The 6,125-nt window shown below is 38.1% G+C and carries 4 protein-coding genes; all 4 read left to right on the top strand.

Translation table 11 applies throughout. The features are described from left to right. Window positions 1–950: beta-glucuronidase (locus J7K93_06440; protein MCD6116632.1), on the top strand; the 950-nt coding region annotated here is incomplete at its 5' end. Between the two features lie 101 nt (window positions 951–1,051). Next, window positions 1,052–2,095 (top strand): zinc-binding dehydrogenase, encoded by a 1,044-nt coding sequence (locus J7K93_06445; GenBank protein ID MCD6116633.1) that lies wholly within the window; start codon window positions 1,052–1,054, stop codon window positions 2,093–2,095. A 49-nt stretch (window positions 2,096–2,144) separates the two neighbouring features. After that, entirely contained in the window at window positions 2,145–3,389 is a 1,245-nt protein-coding gene (locus tag J7K93_06450) for a hypothetical protein (protein ID MCD6116634.1), read from the top strand. A 288-nt stretch (window positions 3,390–3,677) separates the two neighbouring features. Continuing rightward, on the top strand, window positions 3,678–6,125 hold a 2,448-nt coding region (locus tag J7K93_06455), incomplete at its 3' end, for a LamG domain-containing protein (protein MCD6116635.1).

Consider the following 6,125-nt stretch of genomic DNA (forward strand, 5'->3'; position numbering starts at 1 on the left):
GGAAAATATATATTGAAGGAAACAGACTTTATTTAAATAATAAACCTGTATTCCTGCGTTTTGTTTTAGATCAGGGATTTTATCCGGATGGAATATGGACTGCACCTACAGATGAGGCTATTAAAAAGGATATTGAGCTTGCAAAGAATGCAGGCTTCAATGGAGCGCGCCTGCATCAGAAAGTTTTTGATCCAAGGTTCCATTACTGGGCCGATCATCTGGGATTTTTAACATGGGGAGAATCTGCAAGTTGGGGGATTAAGAAAGCGGATCCTGCTGCAGCTCGTAATTATTTAAGTGAATGGCGTGAGATAATTGAGAGGGACCGTAATCATCCCTCAATTATTTCCTGGACGATTTTCAATGAATCGGGCTGGACTTATCTGGAACGGGATATTGACCCGAGGAACTGGAATCTGTTTATCAGAGAACAGCATAATCGGCTGCTCAGAGACCTGGTTTTGCTTACAAAGAGTATTGATCCTACAAGACCTGTAAATGATGCCAGCGGACATGTCCATGTACTTACAGATATTTGGACTGTACATAGTTATGCTCAGTCTGCAGAGAAATTGCATGATATACTGGTACTGGATCCTGTAAAGGGGATTCACCGTGACCAGCCTTCTAAAGATACAATTTATGAAGGGCAGCCATATATTGTAGATGAATATGGAGGCATCAAATGGGCGCCTCGGGAAATAAGGGACAATGCTGGTGAATCGTGGGGATATGGTGATAATCCGAAAATCCTTGAAGAGTTTTACACAAGGCTGGAAGCATTAACAGATGTTCTTTTGAGTTTTGATTACATCTCAGGCTTTTGCTATACACAGTTAACTGATATTGAGCAGGAGCAGAATGGAATTTATTATTATGATCGTACAGAGAAGTTTGATATGGAGCGAATACGAAAAATATTCACAAAAAAACCAGTCTGGATGAAATAATAGTAAATTTTCCCAGAAAATTGCATTAAATGATGATTTTGATCCTATTGACCAATGTTCTCTATGGTAAATAAGTCGAAGATTCTACTGGATGGAAAGACATGAGAACTGAAACAATGAAAAAGGCAATAATAACTGCAAAAAGAGAAGTTGCACTAAAAGAAGTTCCTGTTCCAAAAGCAGTAAAAGACTGGGCTCTTGTTAAAATTATGTCTGCACCAATGTGTACTGAGTACAAGGATTACCGAGATGGCATAAAAAATGATTTTCTGGGACATGAAGCTGCCGGAATAGTAACAGAAACTGCAACACCATGTTCTGTCAAGCCTGGCGACCGTGTAGTAGTGATGCCTCAGTATCCATGCGGATCCTGTTCATTATGTCAGAGTGGCGATTATATCCATTGTGAGCATAATTATGATTTTGACCGATTTACCGGGTCTCCTGAAGGTAAATCTACTTATGCGCAGTATTTGCTTAAACCGGCCTGGCTTCTTCCGAAGATACCAGATGGCATTTCCTGTGATCATGCATCCATGCTTTGTTGTGGTCTGGGCCCGACTTTCGGTGCTATGGAACTTATGAAAGTATCATCTTCAGATACAGTCCTGATTACAGGAATGGGTCCGGTCGGTCTTGGCGGTGTAATTAATGGTGTTTCCCGGGGATGCAGAGTTATTGCAGTTACCCATCACAAGTATCGGGCTGATCTTGCAAAATCTCTGGGTGCTGCTGTAGTATTTGATTATCATGATCCTGACATCCTTAATAATATTATTGATTTTACAGAAGGTAATGGTGCAGATGCAGCAATTGACTGTGCAGGGAACAAATCATCACAGAGATTATGTCTTGATGCCACAAAGCGACTTGGTCAGGTAAGTTTTGTAGGCGAGTCAGGATTTCTTAATATAAATATCAGCGATGATCTCATACGCAATGGCCTTACTCTTCATGGTGTCTGGCACTATAATTTAAAATACATTCCCGAATTGTTCCGTATTGTCAGAGATCATAAAGATATTATCGAAAAGTTGATTACACATACATTTCCCATGAGTCGTGTTAATGAAGCATTTGAACTGCAACTGACACGTCAGTGCGGCAAAGTCATTCTGAAACCATGGGAAAGGAACTCTGATTAATAACAGTGTTTTAAATTTTGCATAATGCATAACATATGACAGGATATTTATGAGACTTCAATTTATCGGGATCATCATGATCCTTCTGCTCTGTAATACATTATCTATTGGTCAAGAAAATGAAAAAAACAAAAGCGCTCTGAAAATTTTTATTGATTGTGAGTATTGTGACTTTGATTTTATACGTGAAGAAATTCCATTTGTCAATTATGTGAACGACTATAAAGAGGCGGATGTACACATATTGATTACCAGCCGTGAAACCGGCAGCGGAGGCAGGGAGTGTTCTTCCATATTTATTGGCGAAAAACAATTTGAAGGGAAGAATGACACTCTTTTATTTTACAGTAAACAAACAGATACTGAAGATGACTTCAGAATCAGAATTGTAAAAATCCTTAAAATCGGATTGATGCCATATGTAGCCAAGACTTCTCAGATTGACAATATTTCAATAAACTATAAAGATCAGAAAGAGTCTTATGCACTGATTGATAAGTGGAATTATTGGGTTTTTAGAACAAATTTAAGTGGTTTCATAAACGGCGAGAAGAGTTCAAAATCATTTTCATATAACGCAGGGATCCGGGCTCAAAGAATAACAGAGGCTTGGAAAATCCGATCATCCTGGGGGTATTCATATGATGAAAACAAGTTTATAATTAAGGAAGAACAGGATCCGATTATTAGTATTTCAAGATCCTGGAGTATTGAAGCTCTAATTGTGAAAAGCATTGGCAGACACTGGTCTGCAGGCGTTGTTATGGATGCCGGAGCATCAACATACCGTAACTTAAAAAACAAACTGGAGTTGTCCCCGGCACTTGAGTTTAACATTTTCCCATATTCAGAATCTACGCGTAAAGAGCTTAGATTTCTTTACAACATTGGATATGAAAAAGTATGGTACAGGAACGAGACGATCTACAATAAATTTAAAGAAAATCTCATTCAGCAATCTCTCCGTATAACCCTTGATTTAAAACAGCCCTGGGGGAATTCACAGGTTTATGTACAGGGCTCTCAGTTTTTTCATGATTTAAGCAAGTATCATGTTGATTTGAAAATGGATTTGTCAGTACGCCTCTTTAAAGGATTTTCTCTGTTTGCACACGGTGGATATTCACGAATTCATGATCAGATTTCTATTCCGAAAGAGGATATTTCCATTGAAGAGATTCTTTTACAGAGGCGGGAGCTTGAAACCCAGTACTCTTTTTGGGGAGGTGTTGGGTTTGAATATACTTTTGGTTCTATGTACAATAATATTGTAAATCCCCGTTTCGGAGAATGACAAATATGTCATGTTCTTACAAAAAAATTAAAAGGAGATAATATATTTAAAACATTTTAAAGATTATCGTTTTTTAGCTTTTTGATTTGAATGGTTTCTATTTTAAGATGGAAAGGATTCATGGTTTATTTTAGTTTTGATAATGTCTTCATCCTGGCAGAATTCTGCGTTATGGATGTGTATGGGATACGGACGGCCATGCTATGATGGTACTGTGGATTAAGATGGAGAGTGCTGAACAAATAGAGATTTAAATCATAAAAAATGAATTATTGAAAGGAGCTTAACATGAAAAAGAATTTTTTACTTCAATTGATTATTGCATTGATGTTGTCAGTTGTAAATTTGTCAGCTTTTGCAAAGAATGATTTTTATGCCTATTATACCAAAATTCAGTATTCTGCGAAAGATTACATGAGTGATTATGCGGATATTATTGTTGTTATGGGTAAGGGTAAACAGCTGGAGTTCACTCGCAGAACACTTTATCAGCCTTTATGGCGTACCAGAAAAGGCGCATTTCTTGTGGATGATCTTTTCCCTGAAAAAGATAAGGATTACCAATTTGACTACAGTTATGTAAGACTTATAGAGAATACACCTGAAAAAATTGTTGTACACTGGCGCTATATGCCTGATATTAAAGTCATTGAAAAAGGCAATGCAGAAACAGATCCATTAACTATAAACGGGTTTACAGATGTTGTTCATGAAATATACACAATTTATCCGGATGGAAGAGTTGAGAGAGTAGTAAAAGATGCAAGGAACACTCTTGCATCTGACTGGGCAGATCCGAACAGAAAGATCCGCCAGACTATCTGGTTAAGAGAAGATGGGATCGAGCAGGGCAGAGTTAACTGGGGACGTAAAAGGGAAGAGAATGTATGGGATGAAGATGAAAAGAATGAGAAGGTTAATAAGTTTGGTAATCCTATAATTGATCTGGCAGGATTACCGGAGCCAATTCACTATTGGACTTTTGATGACGGTATTAACAGCAGCCCAAAGTACGTTTTGGAGAATATTGACGATGAAGACAGCAGAGTAGAAGGACTGTATGTATCTTTCAAAAAAGGAATTTCAGGAACAGCATTAGTTTTTGACGGATACTATACAGGAATAGAGATGCCGAGTAAGAAGGACAATATGAAAGATGAAATGAGTATCGATCTTTGGGCTGCCCTGGATGTCTATCCGTATAACGATGCACCGTTAATACATCAGTCCCAGGGTTTTGGGAAACAAGGATATTATCTGGGTGTTGATCCGTATGGATATCCTTTTTTCAGGCTGAATGGAACTGAAATTAAATCTAAAGAAAAAATTCCTCTATATAAATGGCAGCATTTCTCAGTTACAGCAGGTAAAGGGAAGATTAAGTTATATCAAAATGACAAAGTAACTGCTTCCTGTAAATTTAATGGTAAGCTTAATTTGATAGATACTGTAACCAAAATTGGCCTGAATACAGAAAAAGCCAGATGCTCTGATTATGTGCGTGATTTTCCTCAGAATATTCCGTTTATTTTCGGGATACAGGGAGTGATTGATGAAGTGAGAATTTTTAATAAGACTTTGTCTGGAAATGAAATAAATAATCTCTATACAACTTATTTTCCGAAAAATGATACAACTCCAATTGCAAAAGGAGTTTTACCAGGAGAGAACAGTGCTGCCCAAAAATTTGGTGCATATTACAAAACATTGAAATTTCAGGAAGTGTGGGACAATATGTGGCGGTTGAGTGATTATGCGGATGTTGTTGTGAAGTTCGACAATATGCCCACAAGTGTTATCTACTGGCACGGTACCAACTATGCAGCAAACTGGATAACTGATCAAAATCGCTGGATGTCCGACCAGAGTTCTGAAACGTGGGGACCCCATGGCTGCTCCGAACATATGGCAGATAAACAGGTTCGACATTGCCGCGTAAGTATAATTGAAAATACTCCGGCAAGAATTGTTCTTCATTGGAGATACCCTTGTGTGGATGTAGGATATGTATGTAATGATAAACGGAACTGGACTGATGAAATTCAAACAATATATCCGGATGGGATTGGTGTTCGAAAAGTTTTGTGGGAAAAGGGATATAACCAACCGGGGTTTGAGGATATTCAGTTTTTAACAAATCCGGGTGAGACACCTCTGGATGTAGTGAACCTTCAAGCTTCGACTGTTGCAAATACAAATGGGGATGTTGAAAAATTGCTTTGGAAAAAGCCCAATAAAATTCCCAAAATTTCAATAAAAGACGCAACTATTGAACTGTTAAATTCTAAATCAAAATATAAAATATTTGTCGTGTTCCAGGGTGGGACAATACATCCCTGGGGAGAAAATGAGCAGTCCAAATATACGGATGATCCTTTTGCAGGGCCATGGAATCACTGGCCTATGCATTTTGTGCCGTCAGACGGAAGGTTTGCTGTAGATAAAGACAGAGTTACCCATTTTGCTCTTGGTGCAAATGACTCGTCTCCGCAAGCAGGCAGTATGGTCATGTATGGATTTACAGAACAAGGTATTTTAAATGTAATTCCAATTGCTAAATCCTGGAAGAATCCTCCTGAAGTAAATGATGTCAAAGGCATAAAATCAATGGGCTATGACAAGGCTCAAAGAGCATTTGTATTTGATGGATCGAAGGAGACTGCTTCATTTTCGATACAAGCATCTGAAAAAAGGCCTGTAATAAATCCCTGTTTCGTTTTAAAACACTGGAATGGA

It is taken from the genome of bacterium, assembly GCA_021158245.1.
Taxonomy (GTDB): Bacteria; Zhuqueibacterota; QNDG01; order QNDG01; family QNDG01; genus QNDG01.

Coding starts and splice junctions, on each gene's coding strand:
- J7K93_06445 (MCD6116633.1), top strand. CDS start 1,052: ATGAGAACTGAAACAATGAAAAAGGCAATAATAACTGCAAAAAGAGAA.
- J7K93_06450 (MCD6116634.1), top strand. CDS start 2,145: ATGAGACTTCAATTTATCGGGATCATCATGATCCTTCTGCTCTGTAAT.